Annotated in this window: 18 protein-coding genes; 5 read left to right on the top strand and 13 right to left on the bottom strand. The window is 68.7% G+C overall.

All coding sequences use genetic code 11. The features are described from left to right. Positions 1–21: 21 nt before the first annotated feature. A complete protein-coding gene (locus ACVCMI_RS17150; protein WP_395120313.1) occupies positions 22–507 on the bottom strand; it encodes a YiiD C-terminal domain-containing protein in 486 nt (161 codons plus the stop codon). A 58-nt stretch (positions 508–565) separates the two neighbouring features. Between ACVCMI_RS17150 and ACVCMI_RS17145 the strand changes: the two genes are divergently transcribed. The 4 genes from ACVCMI_RS17145 (at position 566) to ACVCMI_RS17130 (ending at position 4,974) form a co-directional block, all read left to right on the top strand. Next, positions 566–1,357: a uroporphyrinogen-III synthase gene (locus ACVCMI_RS17145; RefSeq protein ID WP_447097976.1), complete on the top strand. Its 792-nt coding sequence runs from the start codon at positions 566–568 to the stop codon at positions 1,355–1,357. A gap of 59 nt (positions 1,358–1,416) precedes the next feature. After that, positions 1,417–2,598 carry a uroporphyrinogen-III C-methyltransferase gene (locus ACVCMI_RS17140; RefSeq protein WP_447097977.1) on the top strand — a complete coding sequence of 394 codons (1,182 nt, stop codon included), beginning with the start codon at positions 1,417–1,419 and terminating at the stop codon, positions 2,596–2,598. After that, complete coding sequence (locus tag ACVCMI_RS17135) at positions 2,595–3,848, top strand: heme biosynthesis HemY N-terminal domain-containing protein (RefSeq protein ID WP_447097978.1); 1,254 nt, start codon at positions 2,595–2,597, stop codon at positions 3,846–3,848. Before ACVCMI_RS17140 ends, ACVCMI_RS17135 begins: the two co-directional genes overlap by 4 nt. Positions 3,849–3,954: 106 nt before the next feature. Beyond that, positions 3,955–4,974: an alpha/beta fold hydrolase gene (locus tag ACVCMI_RS17130; RefSeq protein WP_447097979.1), complete on the top strand. Its 1,020-nt coding sequence runs from the start codon at positions 3,955–3,957 to the stop codon at positions 4,972–4,974. Positions 4,975–4,998: 24 nt separating this feature from the next. On the opposite strand, the gene ACVCMI_RS17125 is transcribed toward ACVCMI_RS17130, so the two are convergent. The 4 genes from ACVCMI_RS17125 to polA form a co-directional block, all read right to left on the bottom strand. Then, the gene (locus ACVCMI_RS17125) at positions 4,999–7,020 is read right to left on the bottom strand and encodes a trypsin-like peptidase domain-containing protein (RefSeq protein WP_447097980.1); all 2,022 of its coding nucleotides are present in this window, start codon (positions 7,018–7,020) and stop codon (positions 4,999–5,001) included. A gap of 136 nt (positions 7,021–7,156) precedes the next feature. Beyond that, positions 7,157–9,517, bottom strand: a complete 2,361-nt coding sequence (locus ACVCMI_RS17120; protein WP_447097981.1) for a 3'-5' exonuclease — start codon at positions 9,515–9,517, stop codon at positions 7,157–7,159. A gap of 73 nt (positions 9,518–9,590) precedes the next feature. After that, a complete protein-coding gene (locus tag ACVCMI_RS17115; RefSeq protein ID WP_395120306.1) occupies positions 9,591–9,809 on the bottom strand; it encodes a hypothetical protein in 219 nt (72 codons plus the stop codon). A gap of 294 nt (positions 9,810–10,103) precedes the next feature. Next, complete coding sequence (polA, locus tag ACVCMI_RS17110; RefSeq protein ID WP_447097982.1) at positions 10,104–12,839, bottom strand: DNA polymerase I; 2,736 nt, start codon at positions 12,837–12,839, stop codon at positions 10,104–10,106. A 93-nt stretch (positions 12,840–12,932) separates the two neighbouring features. Here polA and ACVCMI_RS17105 point away from each other — a divergent pair, with 93 nt between their 5' ends. Continuing rightward, a complete protein-coding gene (locus tag ACVCMI_RS17105) occupies positions 12,933–13,451 on the top strand; it encodes a DUF2782 domain-containing protein (RefSeq protein WP_447097983.1) in 519 nt (172 codons plus the stop codon). A 22-nt stretch (positions 13,452–13,473) separates the two neighbouring features. Here the strand turns inward: ACVCMI_RS17105 and ACVCMI_RS17100 are convergent, their stop codons facing one another. The 8 genes from ACVCMI_RS17100 to aroQ all read right to left on the bottom strand — a co-directional run bounded on the left by ACVCMI_RS17100 (position 13,474) and on the right by aroQ (position 21,005). After that, the gene (locus ACVCMI_RS17100) at positions 13,474–14,184 is read right to left on the bottom strand and encodes a glutathione S-transferase (protein WP_395120303.1); all 711 of its coding nucleotides are present in this window, start codon (positions 14,182–14,184) and stop codon (positions 13,474–13,476) included. A gap of 143 nt (positions 14,185–14,327) precedes the next feature. Next, positions 14,328–15,938, bottom strand: a complete 1,611-nt coding sequence (purH, locus tag ACVCMI_RS17095) for a bifunctional phosphoribosylaminoimidazolecarboxamide formyltransferase/IMP cyclohydrolase (protein WP_447097984.1) — start codon at positions 15,936–15,938, stop codon at positions 14,328–14,330. 97 nt (positions 15,939–16,035) lie between these two features. After that, positions 16,036–16,341, bottom strand: coding sequence for a helix-turn-helix domain-containing protein (locus ACVCMI_RS17090; protein WP_395120301.1), 306 nt, complete (start codon positions 16,339–16,341; stop codon positions 16,036–16,038). Between the two features lie 216 nt (positions 16,342–16,557). Beyond that, positions 16,558–17,400: a zinc-ribbon and DUF3426 domain-containing protein gene (locus ACVCMI_RS17085; protein WP_395120299.1), complete on the bottom strand. Its 843-nt coding sequence runs from the start codon at positions 17,398–17,400 to the stop codon at positions 16,558–16,560. 70 nt (positions 17,401–17,470) lie between these two features. Further along, positions 17,471–18,397 (bottom strand): 50S ribosomal protein L11 methyltransferase, encoded by a 927-nt coding sequence (gene prmA, locus ACVCMI_RS17080; protein ID WP_447097985.1) that lies wholly within the window; start codon positions 18,395–18,397, stop codon positions 17,471–17,473. A gap of 121 nt (positions 18,398–18,518) precedes the next feature. Then, positions 18,519–19,895, bottom strand: a complete 1,377-nt coding sequence (accC, locus tag ACVCMI_RS17075) for an acetyl-CoA carboxylase biotin carboxylase subunit (RefSeq protein ID WP_395120297.1) — start codon at positions 19,893–19,895, stop codon at positions 18,519–18,521. Positions 19,896–20,012: 117 nt separating this feature from the next. Beyond that, positions 20,013–20,480, bottom strand: coding sequence for an acetyl-CoA carboxylase biotin carboxyl carrier protein (gene accB, locus ACVCMI_RS17070; RefSeq protein WP_447097986.1), 468 nt, complete (start codon positions 20,478–20,480; stop codon positions 20,013–20,015). A 66-nt stretch (positions 20,481–20,546) separates the two neighbouring features. Next, positions 20,547–21,005 carry a type II 3-dehydroquinate dehydratase gene (gene aroQ, locus ACVCMI_RS17065; protein WP_447097987.1) on the bottom strand — a complete coding sequence of 153 codons (459 nt, stop codon included), beginning with the start codon at positions 21,003–21,005 and terminating at the stop codon, positions 20,547–20,549. Positions 21,006–21,114 lie beyond the last annotated feature (109 nt).

The raw sequence follows: 21,114 nt of genomic DNA, 5'->3' as shown, positions 1-21,114 counted from the left end.
GGCCGGGCCATTCTGCCTCATTCAAGCCGGCAGGGTCGGCTCGCGCCGCTTGGCCACGAAACGCGCCGCCAGTGTGGCCGCGGGCTGGCCGTCGGTGCCGGGAACGATGCATTCGACCGCGATGCGGGCACGTCCGCGCGCGGCCAGCGTGTCGAAGAAGGTGTCCCACCGTGCGTCGGGCGCGAGCCGCGCCTCGCTGCAGAAGTCCTGCCACAGCGGCGCGAGGTAGCGCACGCCGGATTCGGCGACGAACACGTCGCAGTCGATGCCGCGCCGGCGCAGCGCCAGTTCAACCAGTGCCCAGCCGCTCAGCGTCATCAGGCTGACCAGGCTGCCGCCGAACGCGCAGCCCTTGTCGTTGACGTTCGGCGGCAACGGCGCGCACAGACTCAGCATGTCGGCGTCGTGGTGCTGCAATCGCAGGTCCATTGCGCGGGCCAGCGGGATTTCGTCGCGGATGAACCGGATCAGGCGCTGCGCGTCATCGTTGTCGGAAAGGGTATCCACGTGGCTCGATGAGGTGGGGGAAAACTCCACAGTGTAGGGCCGCCGCTACACTGCAGCCATGCCGGACCATCGACCCGACACGCGAACGCACCCGCAGGCACTGACGAGAGTCGGCGCCTTGCGCGCCCGGGTGCTCGTCATCACCCGCCCGGTGGGCACCGCTGCGGCCTTGTCGCGTCGCGTGCGCGCGCTCGGTGGCGTGCCGTTGTCGCTGCCCGGCCTGGCGCTGCGCGCAGCGGACGATCCGGCGGCCGTGCGTGCGCAGCTGCGCGAGGCGCTCGCCGACGAACTGGTGATCTTCACCAGCCCCGCGGCCGTGCATCACGCAGCGGCGCTCGTTGCGCTGCGCACGCGGTCGACCGTGCTGGCGGTGGGGCAGGGCACTGCGCGTGCGCTGCGCCGGCATGGGGTGAAGCAGCCGCTGTGTCCTGACCAGCAGGACAGCGAAGGCCTGCTCGCGCATCCGGCATTGCAGGCATTGCGCGATCGCCGCGTGGCGCTGATCGGCGCGCCGGGTGGCCGCGGCGTGCTGCGCCGCGAACTCGCCGCACGCGGTGCATGCCTGCGCGAAGTGCAGGTCTATCGTCGCGTGCCGCCGCGGCTCGATCGCCGCCACACCGCGGCGCTGCAGGTACTGCCGCGTTCGGCGCGCGTGCTGCTGTCCAGCCAGGAGGCGCTGCACAACCTCTGCAGCTTGCTGCCCCCGCCGGCGCGGCAGCGCCTGTGTGCCGCCACCGCCGTGGTGAGCAGCGAACGGCTGGCCGCGGCCGCGCGTGCGGCCGGGTTTCGTCGCGTCGTGCAGGCGGCCTCGGCGCTGGCCGACGACATGCTGGCCGCTGCCGCGCGTTGAGGCGCTCTTCACGCGCAGGCGCTACGAACGCAGGCGTATGGCCTGCTAGCATGCGAGCCATGAGCCAGCCAGATGAACCCACCGAGCCGCTCGCCGCGGCAGCCAGGACCCCGGCCTCGTCGCGGGACGTGCAGCCCGATCCGGTGATCGTCGACCCGCCGCGCTCGCGCCCGGCGCCCGCCGGCCGCGCGCCGCAGTCACGTGGTGGCGGCACCTTGGCATTCGCCCTGATCCTGTCGCTGCTGGCGCTGGCCGCCGCCGCATGGGTCGGCTGGCAGCAATGGCAACAGCAGCGCGGCAGCAACGCCGACCGCCAGGGCGTGGCGGCCTTGCAGCAGCGCGCAGAGGGCATCGAATCACGCGTGGGTGCGCTGGCCGACCAGCGTGCCAGCCTCGATCAGCGCGTGGACGACGCGGCGGCAGTCAACCGGTCGCTGCGCGAAGAATTGCTGGGCCAGAGCGAACGCATCCGCAACCTGGAAGATGCCGTGGCCAAGCTGGCGGAGAAGAGCCTCTCCGGCCACGACGCCATGCTGCTGGACGAAACCGACTCGCTGCTGCGCATGGGCGCCGAGCGCTATCGCCTGTTCCACGACGCACCAGCGGCCGCTGCCGCCTACGAGCTGGCCGACCAGACCCTGGCGGCGGTCAATGACGGCGCCTTCAGTGGCGTGCGCCAGGATATCCAGGCCGAGCGCGAAGCCCTGCTGAAGAGCCAGCCGACCGACCAGGCCGGGCTGCTGCAGCAGTTGCAGGCGCTGCGCGGCACGATCGGCGAACTGCCGCTGAAGCCACTCGACACCCCCGCCGCCGCGCAGGCCACCGACGTCTGGTCGCGCATCCGCCGCGCGCTCGGCAGCGTGGTCAGCGTGCGTCGCGACAACGGTGCGCCGCTGGCGGTGGCTGATGCCCGCTTCGCGCGCGAGCTGGCCGCGCTCGACCTGGCGCAGGCGCAGGCCGATCTGCTCGCCCACGACGGCATCGCCTATGCCGCGGCATTGCAGCGGGTGCAGGCCAGCCTGACGAGCCAGTTCGATGGCGACGCGAATTCGGTGCAGCAAGCCCGCGCCGCGCTGAAGAAGCTGCAGGAGCAACGACCTGCCGACAGCGCGGTGGAACTGGGTGCGGCCTTGCGCGAGTTGCGCAACCTGCGCGCGGTGCACGCGCTTGCGCCCGCGCCGGCCCAGTCCGCGGCGAAGCCTGCCGTTCCGGCGGCACGCCGGGGTGGAGTGCAGCCATGAGGCTGTGGCGCTGGCTGTTGCTGCTGGTCATCGTGGCGGCCGTGGCCGCGTTCGGCTGGCACTGGGTGGCCGAAGACCCGGGCTACGTCCTGCTGCGCATGCGCGGCTGGCGCGTCGAGACCACGGTGATTGCCGCGGTGGTGCTGTGGCTGCTCGCGTGGGCCGTGCTCAGCCTGGCGTGGAGCCTGCTGCGCTGGCCGTTCGGCGCACTCTCGCGGCGCCATCGCCGGCTCAGCCAGCAGCGCCTGGGCGAAGGTCTGGTGGCACTGATCGAAGGCCGCCACGGCGACGCCGAGCGCGACCTCAATCGCGCCTCGCGGCTGGAAAGCCTGCGCGGCCCGGCCCTGCTCGCCGCAGCCGAAGCCGCGTCGCGCCGCGGCGAGTCCGCCCGCGCGCTGGAGTCGCTCGATCGGGCTTCGCAATACGTTCCGCAGGCGGCCCGCGTGTTGCGCGCCCGCCTGCTGCGGCGCGAGGGCAAGCCGGCCGAAGCGCTGGCGCTGCTGGCGCCGGAAGCGGACAAGGGCACGCTCACTCCCGGCGGTTGGCGCGAGCTGGCGCAGGCGGCTCGCGAAAGCGGCGATCTGCGCCGCGCGCGCACCGCGCTGGAGCCGCTGCAGAAGAGCGGCGCGCTCGGCAGTCGCGCGTACGCGGCACTGGAAACGCAGATCCTGGCCGATACCTTGCAGGCCGCGCCGGACGGCGCCGCGCTGAACACGCTGTGGTCGCAGTTGCCGAAAGCGCAGCGCCGCCCGCCGACCGTGGTCGACGCCTATGCGCGCCGCGCCGCGTTCTTCGGACTGATGCTGCCGGCGATGGACGAACTGGAGTCGGCACTGCGCCGTGAATGGTCGCCGCGCTTGATCGAGACCTGGGGCCTGCTTGCCGGCGACGATCTCGAACCGCGCCTGCGCCGCGCCGAAGCCTGGCTCGACGTCCACCCGAACGACGCCCACCTGCTGCTCGCCCTGGGCCGCATGTGCGTGCGCCTGAAACTGTGGGGCAAGGCCCGCCAATACCTCGAACGCTCGCTGGCGCTGGAGCCCGTCGCCGGCGCGTGGGAAGCCCTCGGCGACACGTTCGCCGGTCAGGGCGACGCCGCCGAAGCGCAGCGCTGTTATCGCAACGCACTGGCGATGACCCGCGGCGAAGCCGTGCGCGACACCCGCAGCCGCACCGGCGGCGCCATCGACACCACCGTCATTGCGGTGGAGGAGCGCGACCAGCACGGCGTGCCGAGGTTGCGCAGCTGAACCTCGGCCAGCGGCCCGCTCAGGTCGTCCCCGGCCTCCCGATTTCCACACGCGAACTTCCTTTCGTCGCCCCGGTCCCATGCCTGATCTCGAACCGGATCAGCACATGAAACATCGACACGCGGGACTTCTTGGCCTGGCCTGCAGCGGACTGTTCATTGCAACCGCCGCGACGGCGGCTCCGCCGGCGCCAGCGACCACGCCGGACAGCTACGCCAGGCCCGGCCAGCGCATCGCCATCGATCACGGGCGCAGCCTCAACCTGCGCTGCAGCGGCAGCGGGCCGGTGACCGTATTGCTGGAGGCCGGGGCGCATGCCGATTCGCAGAGCTGGTTCCGCGTGCAGCCGTTGCTGGAAACGCATGCGCGCGTGTGTGCCTATGACCGCGCCGGCTACGGCTTCAGCGACGAGGGCCCGTTGCCGCGCGATCTTGCCGCCGACGTCGCCGACCTGCATGCGCTGATCCGCGCCGCCGGCCTGCACACACCGCTTCTGCTGGTGGGTCATTCGCTGGGCAGCAACATCGTGCGCCGCTATGCCAGCGAGCATCCGGACGACGTTGCCGGGATGGTGCTGGTCGATCCGCCGGCACAGGGCCAGGCGCGTTTCCTGCCGGCATCGTGGACGAAGGACGAAGCTGCGCTGACGACGCAGCGCGACGCCTTCATCGCCAGCTGCGAGCAGGGCGCCGAGCGGGGCGTGCTGGGCCAGCCGCCGCCGGCGCTGGCGCAGTGCGTCGGCGGACCGCTGCCGTGGCAGAGCGCGGCGGTGGCGGCCGCCGACCGTGCGCGCAAGCTGCGTCCGGCGTTCTGGCATACCTTGCGCTCGGAGCTGGCGCAGAACGCGTCGGTGTTCGCCGCGCCGGTGCCGGCAAGCGAATCGCACGGCGACATGCCGCTGCTGGTGCTGCAGGCTTCGGGCACCTACGCGGATGCGCCGGAAGCCATGCGCAAGCCGCTGGAGGCCGCGCGCGAGGCGACGCAGCAGCGCATCACGGCCAGCTCGACCCGCGGCACGCTGCGCCAGGTGGCCGACAGCTCGCACGACATCGAGATGGATCAGCCGCAGGCGGTGGCCGATGCGGTCATGGAGCTGCTGCGCGAACCGGCCCCGGCCAGGCGCTGACCCGCGCGACGCGCGCGGGCAGCCTCAGCGTTCCTTGATGCGCAGGTTCTTCATCAGCAGGTCGAGCTGGTGTTTCATGCGGGCCTGCGAAGAAGTGCCGGCGACGCCGTAGAAAGCGGTGTACAGCACCGACGGTTTGCCGTCGCCCGGCGCTGGCGTGGCGACGGCGTCGATCTTCATCAGGCCGTTCTCGGGGCGCGCCACCGCGTTGAACGGAAACTGGCGCTGCACCAGTTGCTGCCAGCGGCTGCTCATGTCCTTGTCCAGGTTCGGTGGCGGTGCCATGTAGCGCTGGATGTCGACGTTTTCCTGGTTGTCGGAGGTGGAGTCCTTCCACACATTGACGATGCCCACGTCCCATACCGGCTTGCCGTCGGAAAGAAAGAAGCGGAAGCCAAGCCACAGCATGTTGTCGGGGGTGATCTCCTGCACCTCGGGGCCGTAGGAGAAAGCCACCCGCGGCGACGCATAACTGAAGCGGTGGCCGTAGTCGAAGTCGATGCGGATGTCCTTGAAGACGGCCGGTTTCAGCTTCGCGTTCTTCAGGTAGCCGGTCCACTGCGCAAGCGTGCCCTCGTAGGTCGCGTGGATGAAGCCGCTGAGCTGGTCCATGTCCAGCCGGGTGTCGTGCAGGCTTGCCGGCGACGTCATCCGGGTCAGCATCACGCTGCCGTCAGGCACCGGCAGCGAATACACCACGCCCAGCGCGTTGGCATATGGCAACGCCCATACCGACACATGCCACGGCCGGCCCCAGCGATCCTCGTGCACCGATTCCTGCACGGGCTTGCCGAAGGAGGTGATCTTGATGTTCTCGCCGGCCACCGCGCGCCGGAACATGCCGGTCTGCGCCAGCAGGTCCATGCGCGCACGTGCATCGCGGTAATAGGTTTCCGCGTCGAAACCGTCGGGGCGGCGCAGATGAAACAGGCCGTTGCGACCGATCGCGCCGGCGTCCACGTAGCCGTTGCCGCTCAGCGTGTAATGACTGGAAGCCTCGCCCACGCGGCTCCATTCGCCTTCCGCACCGCGCATGATCAACGACGGGAACGCGTTGAGCTTGGTGCGCTGGTGCAGCAGGCGCAGCGAGCCCGGGCCATCGGGAAACAGATTGGCGGATTCCCTGGCGAGCAGGGTTTTCAGCATTGTGTCGGCGTTGGCGTTCGCGCGATCGAGGAAGGCGCGGTAGAACGCGTCCAGGCCCAGCGGCAGCGCGAACTGCGCCTTGAACGTGCCGTTCTCGACGGCCTGGAAGATGTCCAGCTGATAGACCAGGCGCGAGTCGATGATCGCCTGGTGCGCCGGGGCGTTCAGCACCTCGCTGATCGGCAGCGCGTAGTTGAGGTTCTCGTTCGCCGATTTCGCCAGCACCACGCCGATGAGCTTGCCGTTCCTGTCCAGCAGCGGGCCGCCGCTGTTGCCCGGTGAGGCGGCGGCGGAAAAGCGCATCCAGTTCCAGCTGCCGTCCTGCTGTTCCGGCGTGTTGGAGGTGTACAGGCCGTCGCGGATCACGATGCCGGTGCCCAGCGCGTTGCCCACCGCATACACGACCTGGTTCAGTGCCGGTCGGGTGTCCACCGGCAGCGGCTTGACCGACGGCGGCGAGGCCAGCGAGAACACCACGAAGTCCTTGCGCAGCGAGTACTGCTCGATCTTGTCGATGGCGTAGACATGGCCTTGCGAATCGCGCAATTCAGGTGCGCCCCACAGGCTGCCCGCGCCGGCCAGCAGCACGTGGCCGGCGGTGACATAGCGGTTGGGGCCGATCGCGAACGCCGTGCCGATCGAGTGGTACTTGTCGGTGCGTTCCTGGAACGGCAGCAGGTCCAGCGGCAACGGCTTCTCGTAACTCAGCGGATCGTCGACGGGCTTGGCCTGCACGACCTCGAACGTGGCCGCTTCGATGCGGGGCAGCATGGCCGGATCGAGCGTCGCGGCGTGGCTGCCGGTGAAGCCGCCCCAACCGATGCCGATGCACAGCGCCCACCGCGCGAAGTTCCTTCCCTTGCCGCCGATCCGGCGGCTCACGCCTTGCGAACTGGACATGGATTTCCCTGGCTGCGGGCGGCCATCCGAGTATCCCCCGTGAATGCTCGCGGACGCGGCCCCGCTGCAGATAGTGGCATGCCGCCGCGGCAATTGCATCGCGCGGCTTGCCTTGCGGCTCCTGCCCCGTACGCGGTTACAGCGCGGTGAGATTGGCGTAGGCCGCCACCAGCCACTTGCTGCCCACCCCTTCGAAGTTGACCTGCAGGCGGGTGTGCGCGCCGCTGCCCTCGGCGCTGAGCACCACGCCTTCGCCGAAGCTGGGATGGCTCACGCGCTGGCCGAGTTTCACCGGCAGCGACTCGTCCAGGGAGGGCGACGTCTCGCGCGCGCGACCGGTGTACAGCGGCCGGGTCACGTGCACGCGCGGGCGCACTTCGTCGATCAGTTCGGGCGGCATTTCGGCGAGGAAGCGCGACGGGCGGGTCAGCATCTCGGCACCGTGCATGCGACGCGACTCGGCGTGGCTGACGATCAGCCGCTGGCGCGCACGGGTGATGCCGACGTAGGCGAGCCGGCGCTCTTCCTCCAGCCGGCCCTCGTCGTTCACCGAGCGCTGGCTGGGGAACAGGCCTTCTTCCATGCCGACCAGGAACACCACCGGAAACTCCAGCCCCTTGGCCGAATGCAGGGTCATCAGCTGCACGCAGTCCTCGCCTTCGGCACCCTGGCTTTCGCCGGCCTCCAGCGCGGCGTTGGAGAGGAACGCGTTGAGCTCGCTCAGGCCCGCGTCGATATCCTCCGCCGAGCGCTCGAAGCGGCTGGCCACATTGATCAGCTCGTCCAGGTTCTCCACCCGCGCCTCGGCGTTGCCGCGGCTGTCCTTCTCGTAATAGTCGCGCAGGCCGGTGTGGGTGATGGCATGGTCGATCTGTTCGGCCAGGGACAGGGAATGGTTCCCCTCTCCCTCCGGGAGAGGGGCCGGGGGTGAGGGTACGGGCGGAGCGGCGCCTTCCGGTGATCTCGTACCCTGAGAGTCGTGCGCCATCTGGTCGATCAAGGCCAGGAATGCCTTCACCGCATTCTTCGCGCGGCCGGCCAGCTCGTTGCCGCTGCCCAGTTCGATCAGCGCCGCTTCCCACATCGAGACGTTGTCGCGCCGCGCGCGCCGGCGCAGCACGTCGAGCGTGCGCTCGCCGATGCCGCGCGGCGGGGTGTTCACCGCGCGCTCGAACGCGGCATCGTCGTGGCGGTTGGCGCTGAGGCGCAGGTAGGCCAGCGCGTCCTTCACTTCGGCGCGGTCGAAGAAGCGCTGGCCGCCGTAGACGCGATAGCCGATGCGGCGCTGGACGAGCTGCTCCTCGAAGTTGCGCGACTGTGCGTTGGAGCGATAGAGGATCGCGCAATCCTGCGCACTGCCGTGCTCGTCGATGTACTCGCGGATGCGCTCGACCACGAAGCGCGCCTCGTCCTGCTCGTTGTAGGCGGCATACAGCGCGATGCGCTCGCCGTCCTCGCCGGCCGTCCACAGCTGCTTGCCGAGGCGGCTGCCGTTGCGCTGGATGATGTGGTTGGCCGCCTGCAGGATGGTCGAGGTGGAGCGGTAGTTCTGTTCCAGCTTGATCGTGCGCGCACCGGGAAAATCGCGCAGGAACTGCTGCATGTTCTCGACCTTGGCACCGCGCCAGCCGTAGATGGACTGGTCGTCGTCGCCTACTGCGAAAACCTGACCGGTTTTCGCGGGAATAGGGAATGGGGAATAGGGAATAGGAGCATCCCCGGTCGCCGCGGCGCCGTCAGCTCTCCCTATTCCCGATTCCCTATTCCCGATTCCTTGGTTCGCACCCGACAGGACGCGCACCCACGCATACTGCAGCGTGTTGGTGTCCTGGAACTCGTCGATCAGCAGATGGCGCCAGCGTTGCTGGTAGTGCTCCAGCACGGCGGGGTTTTTCAGCCACAGTTCGTGCGCGCGCAGCAGCAGTTCGGCGAAGTCCACCAGGCCGGCGCGACGACAGGCTTCCTCATAGGCCGTGTAGATGTTGACGAAAGCGCGCGTTACCGGGTGGTCGCGATGCTCGATGCTGTCCGGCCGCTTGCCCTCGTCCTTCCACTGGTTGATCTGCCAGCAGGCCTGGCGCGGCGGGAACTTCGCCTCGTCCAGCCCCAGCCCGGCCACCACGCGCTTGACCAGCCGCTGCTGGTCGTCGGAATCCAGGATCTGGAACGTCTCGGGGAGGCCCGCCTCGCGCCAGTGCCGGCGCAACAGGCGGTGGGCGATGCCGTGGAAGGTGCCAACGGTCAGCCCCTGGGTGCCACCGGGGATCAGCGAGGCCAGCCGCGCGCGCATTTCGCCGGCGGCCTTGTTGGTGAAGGTGACGGCGAGGATTGCCCACGGCGGCACGCCTTCGGCCTGCATCAGCCAGCCGATGCGGTGGGTCAGCACGCGGGTCTTGCCGGAGCCGGCTCCGGCCAGCACGAGGTAGTGCCCGGGTGGGGCGCAGACGGCTTCGCGCTGGGCTTCGTTCAGCGGATCGATCAGGTACGAGACATCCATCTCGCCCATTGTAGTGGCCGCCAACGAAAACCGCCGCGAAGCGCGGCGGTTTTCGTTGGCGGGTCGATGCGCTTCAGCGCTTCTGCATGAAGCCGCCGAGGGCGAGCAGGCCGCCGACGACGATCCCGACGATGCCGATCCACTGCGGCACGCCCTTGTCGTGCGTGGCGGTGAGCTTGGCCGAGCCGACCTGCACCAGCGTGTCGGTGTCCTGGTAGAAGGCATGTCCGGCGACCACCCAGATGCCCGCGGCGACGAGAATGATGCCAATGACGATCAAGCCTGCACGCATGGTATTCCCCGTGATGATGGTGGATCGAGTATGCCGCAATCGTTCGTGCACGGAATGTACACGCCGGTGAGGCAAAAAAAGGCCCCGAAGGTTAGGGGGAACCTTCGGGGCCGGGGCAGACGCGAAAACCCAGGGGAGAGGTTCGCGACTGTGGCCGCCCAGGGAGGTGGGCTGGCCGCGGATGCCGTTGCGTGCATCCGAAGGATTAGATGCGGCCGCGCCGGGAAAGTTGCAAGGCTCGCGCAGAAATTCAACTGCGATTCATTCTCATGGAAAATTAACCTCCGGCCGGCGTCAGTGTGCCTCGTCCCAGTTGGCGCCCACGCCGACATCGACCAGCAGCGGCACGGACAGTTCCGCCGCACCGGACATCCGCTCCGACACCGCGCGGCGGACCTCCTCGACGGCGTCGGCGCGCACCTCGAACACCAGTTCGTCGTGCACCTGCATCAGCATGTGGGCGTCGTCGCGTTCGGCCAGCCACGCCGCCACGGTGATCATCGCGCGCTTGATGATGTCCGCCGCGGTGCCCTGCATCGGCGCGTTCACCGCGGCGCGTTCGGCGCCCTGGCGCAGGCCGGCGTTGCGTGCGGTGAGGTTTTCCAGGTACAGCCGGCGGCCGAACAGGGTCTCCACGTAGCCGTCGCGGTGGGCCCGCTCGCGGGTGGCTTCCATGAAAGCGCGCACGCCGGGGTAGCGCGAGAAATAGCGGCCCATGTAGTCGCTGGCCTCGCCGCGGTCCACGCCGAGCTGGCGGGCCAGGCCGAACGCGCTCATGCCGTACATCAGGCCGAAATTGATCGCCTTGGCCGCGCGGCGCTGGTTGGTGGTGATGTCTTCCGGCGCCACGCCGAACACTTCGGCCGCGGTGGCGCGATGCACGTCGCCACCGGAGTGGAACGCGCGCAGCAGGCCTTCGTCGCCGGACAGGTGGGCCATGATGCGCAGTTCGATCTGCGAGTAGTCCGCCGCCATCACCTTCCACCCCGGCGGCGCGATGAACGCCTGGCGGATGCGCCGGCCTTCCTCGGTGCGCACCGGGATGTTCTGCAGGTTGGGGTCGGAGGAGGAGATCCGCCCGGTCGCCACCGAGCCCTGGTGGTAGCTGGTGTGCACGCGGCCGGTGCGCGGGTTGACGATGCCGGACAGCTTGTCGGTGTAGGTGCTGCGCAGCTTGGCCAGGCCGCGGTAGTCCAGGATCAACCGCGGCAGTTCGTGCGTCTCGGCAATCGCCTCCAGCGCTTCCTCGTTGGTCGAGGGCTGGCCGGTCGGCGTCTTGAGTTTCGCTTCCAGGCCCAGTTCGTCGAACAGCACCGCCTGCAGCTGCCTGGGTGAATCGAGATTGAACTCACGCCCGGCCAGCGCGTGCGATTGCTGCTGCAGCTCCAGCATGCGCTTGCCCAGCTGCTGGCTCTGCGCGCGCAGCGCGTCGCCGTCGATCAGGACGCCGCGGCGCTCCATCCCGGCCAGCACCGGCACCAGCGGAATCTCGATCTCCTCGTACACGCGTTGCAGCGAGGGCACGCCCTGCAGCCTGGGCCATAGCGCATGGTGCAGGCGCAGGGTGATGTCGGCATCCTCGGCGGCGTAGCGGCAGGCAGTGTCCAGGTCCACCTGCGAGAAGGAAATCTGCTTGGCCCCCTTGCCGGCGACCTGCTCGTATTTCACGGTCTCGTAGCCGAGGTATTTCTTCGCCAGCGAATCCATGTCGTGGCGTGTGGCGGTGGCGTTCCACACGTAGGATTCCAGCATCGAATCATGCTTCACGCCCTGCACCGTGATGCCGTAATGCGACAGGATGTTGATGTCGTACTTCGCGTGCTGGCCGAGCTTGGGCCGCGCGGCATCCTCGAAGATCGGCTTGAGCGCGCGCAGCACCTCGCCACGATCGAGCTGCGGCGGCGCGCCCGGATAGTCGTGGCCGAGCGGGATGTAGCAGGCCTTGCCCGGCTCCACCGCGAAACTGATGCCGACGATGTCCGCACGCATCGCGTCGATGCTGGTGGTTTCCGTATCGAAGGCGATCAGTTCGGCGCTGCGAAGCTTTTCCAGCCACGCATCGAAGGCCGGCCGGGTGATGACCAGTTCGTATTCGCCCGGCCCTTGCAGGAGCGCACCCTGTGCGCGATGCCCTTCGTCCCGCGCCGGAAGAGCTTCGCGCACGGGGTGCGCTCCTGCAGGTTCCGCCGTTCCATCCAGCTCCTTCAACGCCGCCTTGAACTCGTAGCGCGTGTACAGCTCGCGCAACTGTTCGACATCGGGCTCGCGCTGCGCCAGGTCGGTGGGGCCGAACTCCAGTGCCACGTCGGTCTTGATCGTCACCAGTTCGCGCGACAGCGGCAGTTGCGGCAGCGTGGCGCGCAGGCTCTCGCCGATCTTGCCGCCGACCTTGTCGGCATTGGCCATCACGCCATCCAGCGAATCGAACTCGGCCAGCCATTTGGCGGCGGTCTTGGGCCCGCACTTGGGCACGCCGGGAATGTTGTCGATGGCGTCGCCGGTGAGCGTGAGAAAGTCGATGATCTGGTCCGGCCGCACGCCGAACTTGGCCATCACGCCGGCATCGTCCATCACCGTGCCGGTCATGGTGTTGACCAGGGTGACCTGCGGTCCGACCAGCTGCGCCATGTCCTTGTCGCTGGTGGACACTTCCACCTCGATGCCGAGCGCGCGCGCCTGCACCGCCAGCGTGCCGATCACGTCGTCGGCCTCGACGCCGTCCACGCGCAGGATCGGAAAGCCCAGCGCAGCGACGATGGCCAGCATCGGCGCAACCTGCGCGCGCAGGTCGTCCGGCATCGGCGGCCGGTTCGCCTTGTACTGGTCGTACAACGCATCGCGGAAGGTCGGCCCGGGCGCGTCGCTGACGAAGGCCAGGTAATCGGGCTTTGCCTTCAGCGTGGCGCGCAGCATGTTGACCACGCCGAACAGCGCACCGGTGGGCTCGCCGCGCGCGTTGGAGAGCGGCGGCAGCGCGTGGAACGCGCGGTAGAGATAGGACGAACCGTCGATGAGGATGAGCTTGGGCATGGGCGCGATTCTCGCATGCACGGCGAAATGTCGCGTTTCACGGAAGCGCCGCGGGTGCGCTGCTATGCTGCCCTCCCCATCGAGGTTGCCACCATGAAAATCCCTGCCGTGCCGGTTGTTGTCGCCACCTTGCTGTCGACCGCGCTGTTCGCCGCGGCAGTGCACGCCCAGACGGCCGCCCCCGGTCCGGCCTTGCCGCCGCCCGGCATGAACGATCCCGGCGTGCAGGCAAACCCGCCGCCGGCCACGTCCGCGGCACCGCCCGCGAGCGCGCCGAAACCCGATCTGCGTCCGCTCACCCTGCCGGCGATGAAGAGCGGCGACAGCCGCATGGGCCGTCCCGCCGACGAGCCCGAAGTGCAGATCCGTCAGCAGGGCGAAAACACGGTGCAGGAATACAGCCGCAACGGTCGCGTCTACATGGTGGTGGTCACGCCCAGGCACGGCCTGCAGCAGACCTACATGGTCGACCCGCAGGGCCGGCTGGTGGACGAACACGGCCAGCGACGCGCCACGCCCGCGCTGTACAAGGTGCTGGAATGGGGCAAGAGCCGCCCGCCGGCCGAGTCGTCCGACGACACCGGCGCGCCGGCTTCCAGCAGCAGTCGCTGAACCTCGATGACGGCGCGGCCGCTCAGGCCGGGTCGTCCAGCTCCGGGTAGTGGCGGAAGATGCCGCTTTCATTGAACGGTACGCGCCGCGTGGACGCCAGGTAGGCCGCGATACGCGGGCGCTGGGTCACGTTGGCGTGCAGCGCGTGCAGCAACGGCAGGCCGGCGTGCAGGCGTTGCATCGTGCGGGGAAACGCATAGTTCAGGCCGCTCATCAGCTGGAACAGCGACAGGTCGACGCAGGAGTGCCGGCGCAGGGCGTGGCGGCCACCGCCGCGCTCCAGCACCTGCTCGAAGTAGTGGAGAAACTTCGGCAGCCGCTGCGTGCGCAGGTCGCCGGCCCTGCGGCGGGCTTCCTCGCGCTGGTCTTCGTAGTAAAGGCCGCTGGCGATGGGGTGGTGCGCGTCGTGCACTTCTGCCACGAGGTCGGCGATGGTCAATTGCAGCTGGTGGGCGTAGCGCCGCACGCTGGTGCCTTGCGGCAGCAGCGACAGTGGCGGGCCCAGGTATTGCAGGATGTTCGCGGTCTGCGCGATCACCAGCCGACCGGCCTTGAGAAACGGCGGCGCGAACGGCAACGCGCCTTCGTGCGCGCCGTCGAGGTAGCGCACGATGGCATCGTCGCCTTCCTCGCGCGCCACGTCGACGTAATCGGCGCCGGCATCCTCCAGCGCCAACCGCACGAATTCACCGCGGCCCTGGATGCCGCTCCAGTAATACAGTTCGTAGCGCATGGCAGCCTCCGCAGCGGGATATCCGATGCTGCGGCGTGACATTACTACGCGACGTGCAGGAGCCCGCTCGCGGGCTATGCTCCTGCCTTTGCGAATCCCCGGGAAAAGCATCGCCCGCGAGCGGGCTCCTGCGGGACGTGCGCTCAGTGGCGGAAATGGCGCATGCCGGTGAACACCATCGCGATGTCGTGTTCGTCGGCGGCGGCGATCACTTCGCCATCGCGCATCGAGCCGCCGGGCTGGATCACCGCGGCGATGCCCGCCTCGGCCGCCGCGTCGATGCCGTCGCGGAACGGAAAGAACGCGTCGCTGGCCATCACCGAGCCGCGCACTTCGAGCTTCTCGTCGGCGGCCTTGATGCCGGCGATCTTCGCACTGTAGACGCGGCTCATCTGGCCGGCACCGACGCCGATGGTCTGGCGATTCTTCGCATAGACGATGGCGTTGGACTTGACGAACTTGGCCACCTTCCAGGCGAAGATGAGGTCGTGGATCTGCGCTTCGGTGGGCGCCTTGCAGGTGACCACTTTCAGGTCCGCCGCGGTGATCATGCCGGTGTCGGCGCTCTGCAGCAGCAGGCCCGAACCGACGCGCTTGGAGTGCATGCCGGGGTGGGCATCACGCAGTTCGCCGTGCGTCGGCAGCGGGATCACCAGCACGCGCACGTTGCCTTTCTTGTGGAATGCCTTCAGCGCGTCATCCGCGTAGGCCGGCGCCAGCACCACCTCGACGAACTGGCGCTCGACGATCGCCTTCGCGGTAGCGCCGTCGACTTCGCGGTTGAACGCGATGATGCCGCCGAAGGCCGAGGTGGGATCGGTCTGGAAGGCCAGATCATACGCCTTGCCGATGCCGTCCAGGCTCACCGCCACGCCGCAGGGGTTGGCGTGCTTGACGATCACGCAGGCCGGCTTGACGAAGCTGCGCACGCATTCCCACGCGGCGTCGGCGTCGGCGATGTTGTTGAACGACAACTCCTTGCCCTGCAGCTGGCGGAAGGTGGCCAGCGTGCCCGGCGCCGGATACAGGTCGCGGTAGAACGCGGCGCTCTGGTGCGGGTTCTCGCCGTAGCGCAGGTCCATCAGTTTGACGAAGCGGCCGTTGACCTGGCCGGGGAACATGTCGTGGCCGGCGATGGCGTCCTGGGCGTCGTTGAGTTGCAGCGCGGACAGGTAATCGCTGATCGCGCCGTCATAGCTGGACACGTCGTTGAACGCGGCCACCGCCAGCTTGAAGCGCGTCGCGCGAGTCAGGCCGCCTTGCGCCTCGATCTCCTCCAGCGCCGCGTCGTACTGCGCGGGCGAGGTCAGCACGGCCACGTCGTTCCAGTTCTTCGCCGCCGAGCGCAGCATCGCCGGACCGCCGATGTCGATGTTCTCGATCGCCTGCTCCAGCGTGCAGTCGGGCTTTGCCACCGTGGCCTCGAACGGGTAGAGGTTCAGCACCAGCAGGTCGATCGGCGCGATGCCGAGTTCGGCCATCACCGCATCGTCGGTGCCGCGCCGGCCGAGCAGTGCGCCGTGCACCTTCGGGTGCAGCGTCTTCACGCGGCCGTCCATGATCTCGGGGAAGCCGGTGACGTCGCTGACCTCGGTAACCGCGATGCCCGCCTCGCGCAGCGTGCGCGCCGAGCCGCCGGTGGAAAGCAGTTCCACCCCCTTCGCCGCCAGCCGCCGCGCCAACTCGACCAACCCCGTCTTGTCGGAAACGCTGAGCAGCGCGCGGCGAACGGGAACGACGGCAGGGACGGACATGATGGCTCCGGGATCAGGGATGGAAAATTCGTGGTTGCAGTGGCGGGCCGGGCGGTGATCTGGGTTGTTGCCAATCCCCCATCCCGCGTCAGCGGCCTCAAAGCAACCCGTGCGCCGCCAGCTTCTTGCGCAGCGTGGCGCGATTGATGCCCAGCGCCACGGCGGCGCGGCTCTGGTTGCCGCCGTGGAAGGCCAGCACCTCGCGCAGCAGCGGCACTTCGACTTCGTGCAGCACCAGCGCGTGCAGGCCCTCGGCACATTCGGTGTCGCCGATGTCGGCCAGATAGCGTCGCACCGTGCGGCTGACGCACTCACTCAGTGCGCTGCCGGAGCCGTGCGCAAGCGCAGCTTGCGACGAGGTCGATACGGCAGCCTCGGCGGCAGGCAGTCTGGCGGCATTCACGGATACTTTCCCTCGCATGCGGTGCGGCGGCTGCGAGGGCCGCTGCGTTCTCTGGTGTCGGTTGGTGCATTCGCAGCATGGATCGAGTGCCGGCGGGCACTCGGTGCGAGCGCTTGAGTCTACCCTTGTGCGCGGTCGATTTTAAGTCCCTCGACAAGCGCGGGAGACCCTGATCCGTTCAGCCGAGGCGTCGTTGCCCATGGGGCGCTGCACGCTTCACTCGAAGCCGAACTCGAACGCGACGGCCTGGTCGCCGGGGTCCTTGACCTCCAGCAGCAACACCGCCACGGCACCGGGCGCCAGGCCGCGACGCAAGGTCGCAGGGTCGTCGAGGTACTCCGTCGGCTGCAGCCGGCGCATGGCCAGTCGCTGGCCTTGCGCGTCGGACAGCGTCACCGTCACCACCGGATAGGGCTGCGCGAAGCTGGCGTCGTTGCGCACGCTGGCGCTGATCATCAGCGCGTTCGGCACGCTGGGGTGCGCCTGCACGTTGCTGGCGAGCAGGCGCAGGCGTGCCGGCGCGGCCACCAGCGGCAGCCGGCAGTGCAGCACGGCACAACTGCTGCGCAACCAGCCGCCTACGGTGGGATCGCGGATCAGGGCGTCGCGCTTGGCCCACCCCAGTTGCGCGAGCAACAGCAGTGTCAGCACGCCGCAGGCAAGTATCCACGGCCAGTTGCGCTCGCCCGAGGCGGCGCGCAGGCGATGGGCTTTCCCGCGCGTGCGCTTGCCCGCGCGGCCGCGCGACTGGCGGGCGAAGCGCGGCGTGAACACCAGTTGCGAAAAATCCTCGGGCGGCGCGCTGGCCGGCTGTTCGGTCGCCACCACCACCGGCTCGGGTTGCGGCCGATAGACCACCAGGTCCAGCAGCGGCGGTTCCAGCGCGGGCTCGTTGACGGCCAGTTCGACGAACGGCTCGGGCGGCAATTGCTCGGTGAGCGTGGCCAGGCTGCCGAAGCTGGCGTTGCAATGCCCGCACACCACGTGACCGTGAGCCTTCGCCAGTGTCTGTGCATCCAGCGAAAACACGGACAGGCATTCGGGGCATTGGGTATACATGCGTCGCCGCTTCAACCGGTATCGCCCAAGCTTAACAGGCTGTCCGGAGCATGCGGATGCAGCGGCGGCGTCAGCGGCGACGACGCCCGCTGATGCGCACCCAGTCGTCGCGAAGGTCTGCGCGCAAGTCCTCGAACCATTCCGCGTAGCGCGTCAGCAACTCGTCCTGCTGGCCGGCGAGGATGCCGGAGATCGCGAAGGGCGCGCCGGGTTTTGCCGCGGCCGCGAAGGTCGGCGCCAGCAAATCGAGCGGCCCGGCGAGGATATTGGCGACGAACACGTCGGTGGCGCCGTCGGGGCGATCTTCCGGCAGGAACAGCGTCAGGCGATCGGCCACGCCGTTGCGCGCGGCGTTGTCGGCCGAGGCCGTGAGTGCCTGCGGATCGTTGTCGATGCCGATTGCGGCAGCGGCGCCGAGCTTCAGCGCAGCGATGGCCAGGATGCCGGAGCCGCAGCCGTAATCGGTGATCGTCCTGCCGTGCAGGTCGAGCCCGTCCAGCCATTCCAGGCACAGCGCGGTGGTCGGGTGGGTGCCGCTGCCGAAGGCGAGGCCCGGGTCGAGCCGCACGACGACGCGCATGGAGGCATCGGAGCGGCCGATGTTGCCGTCATCGACGGGCGGCTCGATGTTCCACGGATAGATCCACAACCGGTGGCCGAACGCCATCGGCTTGAACTGGTCCATCCACGCGCGCTCCCAGTCCTGGTCGGCGACGTCGCGGAAGCTCAGCTGATCCGGTTCCAGCCATGGCAACAGGTCGCCCAGTGCCGCGGCAATGCCGCGCCGGTCGGCGTGCTCGTCGAACAGCGCATCCAGCGTGATCGTCGGCCACAGCGGCAACTCGCCCACGCCCGGCTCGAAGATCGCCTGCTCGTCCGGCGTCTCGGCGTCGGCATCGCGCAGGGTGATCGACAACGCGCCCAGATCCTCCAGCGCCTCTTCCACGCGCGGCTGCTGTTCGGTGCGGATGATCAGGGAGAGTTCGAGGAAGGGCATGAGGCGAGGAGTGAGTGAAGAGGAGTGAGGAACGAGAGAAGGGCGAGGCTTGGCGAGTGTGTCAAAGGTGGAGAGAAGCACGGGCGCGCCGGCCTTCTCTCACTCCTCAACTGCTCTTCACTCACTTCTCTGCCGCACCGGCGGCAGCCTTTTCCTTCTGTTCGGCCATGCGTTTTTCCAGGTAATGGATATTCTGGCTGCCGTGCTGGAAGCCGACGTCGGCCATGATCCGCTGCTGCAGCGGGATGTTGCACTTGACGCCTTCGATGACCGTTTCGGCCAGCGCCAGCTGCATGCGCGCGATGGCGGTCTTGCGATCCGGGCCGTGGACGATCAGCTTGCCGATCATCGAATCGTAGTTCGGCGGGATTCTGTAGCCGTCGTAGAGGTGGGTGTCCACGCGCACGCCGGGGCCGCCCGGCGCCTCGAAGCGCTTCACCGTGCCGGGGCTGGGCATGAAGGTGTCCGGGTCCTCGGCGTTGATGCGGCACTCGATGGCATGGCCGGTGATGTGCACGTCTTCCTGCCGGATCGACAACGGCTGGCCGCCGGCGATCAGCAACTGCTCGCGCACCAGGTCCACGCCGGTGATGAATTCGGTCACCGGGTGCTCGACCTGGATGCGGGTGTTCATCTCGATGAAGTAGAAGCGGCCGTTCTCGAACAGGAACTCGAACGTGCCGGCGCCGCGGTAGCCGATGCGCAGGCAGGCGTCGACGCAGACCTTGCCGATCTGCGCGCGCAGCTCGGGCGTGATGCCCGGCGCCGGCGCTTCCTCGACCACCTTCTGGTGGCGGCGCTGCATCGAGCAGTCGCGTTCGCCGAGATAGATGGCGTGGCCCTGGCCATCGGCCAGCACCTGGATCTCCACGTGGCGCGGGTTCTCCAGGAACTTCTCCATGTAGACCTGATCGTTGCCGAAGGCCGCCTTGGCCTCCTGCTTGGTCATCACGATGGAGTTGCCCAGGTGCGCCTCGGTGCGCACCACGCGCATGCCGCGGCCGCCGCCGCCGCCGGCGGCCTTGATGATCACCGGGTAGCCGATCTCGCGCGCGATCTTGATGCTGGCGTCGACATCCTCGGTCAGCGGACCACCGGAGCCGGGCACGCAGGGCACGCCGGCCGCCTTCATCGCGCGGATCGCCTCGACCTTGTCGCCCATCAGGCGGATCACGTCGGCGGTCGGTCCGATGAAGATGAAGCCGGACTGCTCCACCTGCTCGGCGAAGTCGGCGCGCTCGGAAAGGAAGCCGTAGCCCGGATGGATGGCCTGGGCGTCGGTGATCTCCGCTGCGGCGATGATGCGCGGGATGTTGAGGTAGCTGTCCGCCGACGGCCCCGGGCCGATGCAGATCGCCTCGTCGGCCAGGCCGACGTGTTTCAGGTTGCGGTCCACGGTGGAGTGCACCGCGACCGTCTTGATGCCAAGGCTGTGGCACGCGCGCAGCACGCGCAGCGCGATCTCACCGCGATTGGCTATGACGACTTTTTCTAGCATGGGAAGCTCCGAAGGAGCAGGGGACGGGAGCGGGGAGCGGTGGATGACGATGAGCGCAATGCCGTAGCGGCCGGCTCTTCCCCATCCACCGTTCCCCGTTCCGTATCCCCCGCCGAATCACGCAATCACGAACATCGGTTCGTCGAATTCCACGGGCTGGCCGTTCTCGATCAGGATGGCCTGTACGGTGCCGGCGACTTCGGCTTCGATCTGGTTGAACATCTTCATCGCCTCGATCACGCCCAGGGTGTCGCCGGCCTTGACCTGCTGGCCGACCTTGACGAAGGCGGGGGCGCCGGGCGAGGCGGAGGCGTAGAAGGTGCCGACCATCGGCGCCTTGACCACGTGGCCGGCCGGCAGGGCGTCGGCGGGCGGCGCTTCGGAAGCGGCGGCGGGCGCAGCAGCCACCGGGGCGGCGGCCACGGCAGGCGCGGCGGCGACCACCGGCGCGGCGGCCGCGACCGGTGCGGTGCCCTTGGGCACGCGCGACAGACGCACGACTTCCTCGCCCTCCTTGATCTCCAGTTCGGCGAGGTTGGATTCCTCGAGCAAGTCGATCAGCTTCTTGATTTTGCGCAAATCCATCGGATCAGCCTTTGGTCAGTCATGCCGCCGTGGAGGCGGCTGGAAGGGGAAAGAGGGTGCCGCCGGTCAGGCGTCGGCGGCAGGCTGCGCCTGCAGCCGCTGGATCGCCGCGTCCAGCGCCAGTGCGTAGCTGGCGCTGCCGAAGCCGCAGATCACGCCGAGCGCCAGATCCGACAGATACGAGTGGTGGCGGAACGGCTCGCGCGCGAACACGTTGGACAGGTGCACTTCGATGAACGGGATGGCCACCGCCGCAAACGCGTCGCGCAGCGCGATGCTGGTATGGGTGAAGGCGCCGGCATTGCACAGGATCAGGGCGGTGCGGTCGTCGCGCGCCTGGTGCACGCGCGCAATCAGCTCATGCTCGGCATTGGACTGGAACCACTGCAATTCGTGGCCGGCCGCCTGCGCCCGATCGGCCAGGCTCTGGTTGATCCCGGCCAGCGTTTCGCGGCCGTAGATCTGCGGCTCGCGTGCACCCAGCAGGTTGAGGTTGGGTCCGTGCAGGACCAGGATCTTCGCCACGAAACCACCCAGCTTGCGTCCGGAGGCCCCGGAACCCGGCGCAGTGTGCGCGCGTCGGGCGATGTTGTCCAGTTCGCGGCAGATCGGCGATGTTCAACGGAGAACCCGC

The organism is Rhodanobacter sp. UC4448_H15 (assembly GCF_052978265.1).
The sequence above is the reverse complement of the archived record's forward strand: the minus strand, read 5'-3'. Positions and strand labels throughout refer to the sequence as shown.

What these genes read in the sequence shown, in the direction of transcription:
- ACVCMI_RS17115 (WP_395120306.1), bottom strand. Translation starts at nt 9,809, where the DNA reads ATGCGTGCAGGCTTGATCGTCATTGGCATCATTCTCGTCGCCGCGGGC.
- ACVCMI_RS17135 (WP_447097978.1), top strand. Translation starts at nt 2,595, where the DNA reads ATGAGGCTGTGGCGCTGGCTGTTGCTGCTGGTCATCGTGGCGGCCGTG.
- polA (WP_447097982.1), bottom strand. Translation starts at nt 12,839, where the DNA reads ATGCCCAAGCTCATCCTCATCGACGGTTCGTCCTATCTCTACCGCGCG.
- ACVCMI_RS17120 (WP_447097981.1), bottom strand. Translation starts at nt 9,517, where the DNA reads ATGGATGTCTCGTACCTGATCGATCCGCTGAACGAAGCCCAGCGCGAA.
- ACVCMI_RS17100 (WP_395120303.1), bottom strand. Translation starts at nt 14,184, where the DNA reads ATGCGCTACGAACTGTATTACTGGAGCGGCATCCAGGGCCGCGGTGAA.
- ACVCMI_RS17105 (WP_447097983.1), top strand. Translation starts at nt 12,933, where the DNA reads ATGAAAATCCCTGCCGTGCCGGTTGTTGTCGCCACCTTGCTGTCGACC.
- ACVCMI_RS17085 (WP_395120299.1), bottom strand. Translation starts at nt 17,400, where the DNA reads ATGTATACCCAATGCCCCGAATGCCTGTCCGTGTTTTCGCTGGATGCA.
- ACVCMI_RS17125 (WP_447097980.1), bottom strand. Translation starts at nt 7,020, where the DNA reads ATGTCCAGTTCGCAAGGCGTGAGCCGCCGGATCGGCGGCAAGGGAAGG.
- accC (WP_395120297.1), bottom strand. Translation starts at nt 19,895, where the DNA reads ATGCTAGAAAAAGTCGTCATAGCCAATCGCGGTGAGATCGCGCTGCGC.
- ACVCMI_RS17140 (WP_447097977.1), top strand. Translation starts at nt 1,417, where the DNA reads ATGAGCCAGCCAGATGAACCCACCGAGCCGCTCGCCGCGGCAGCCAGG.
- purH (WP_447097984.1), bottom strand. Translation starts at nt 15,938, where the DNA reads ATGTCCGTCCCTGCCGTCGTTCCCGTTCGCCGCGCGCTGCTCAGCGTT.
- prmA (WP_447097985.1), bottom strand. Translation starts at nt 18,397, where the DNA reads ATGCCCTTCCTCGAACTCTCCCTGATCATCCGCACCGAACAGCAGCCG.
- ACVCMI_RS17145 (WP_447097976.1), top strand. Translation starts at nt 566, where the DNA reads ATGCCGGACCATCGACCCGACACGCGAACGCACCCGCAGGCACTGACG.
- ACVCMI_RS17130 (WP_447097979.1), top strand. Translation starts at nt 3,955, where the DNA reads ATGAAACATCGACACGCGGGACTTCTTGGCCTGGCCTGCAGCGGACTG.
- accB (WP_447097986.1), bottom strand. Translation starts at nt 20,480, where the DNA reads ATGGATTTGCGCAAAATCAAGAAGCTGATCGACTTGCTCGAGGAATCC.